This window comes from Pseudoalteromonas sp. CR1 (assembly GCF_019392235.1).
Lineage (GTDB): Bacteria > Pseudomonadota > Gammaproteobacteria > Enterobacterales > Alteromonadaceae > Pseudoalteromonas.
Genome location: NZ_JAHXRM010000427.1, coordinates 1 through 253, shown reverse-complemented (window position 1 = coordinate 253; position 253 = coordinate 1). Strand labels below are relative to the sequence as shown.

Below are 253 nucleotides of genomic sequence, written 5' to 3'. Positions count from 1 at the left end.
CAGGGATTGCTGGCGTGAATGGGGCCTTGTGCCGTGGTGGTGTGCCAGTCGTTGATGATGTCGTCGTATTGAATGCCCGGATCGCCGCATTGCCAGGCGGCGGCGCAGATCTGAGTCCAGAGGTCTCTGGCGTTCACGGTTTTCATCGGCTGCCCGGTGGTGCGGGCGAGGAGGGGCAAGTCCGCATCGGCCGCCAGGGCGTCGAGAAAAGCTTTGGTGACCCGAATGCTGTTGTTGGCGTTTTGGCCCGTTA

General features: G+C 62.1%; 1 protein-coding gene. It reads right to left on the bottom strand.

The genetic code is table 11. The features are described 5' to 3' along the window. Window positions 1-253: hypothetical protein (locus KZZ04_RS20005; protein ID WP_219424005.1), on the bottom strand; the 253-nt coding region annotated here is incomplete at both ends.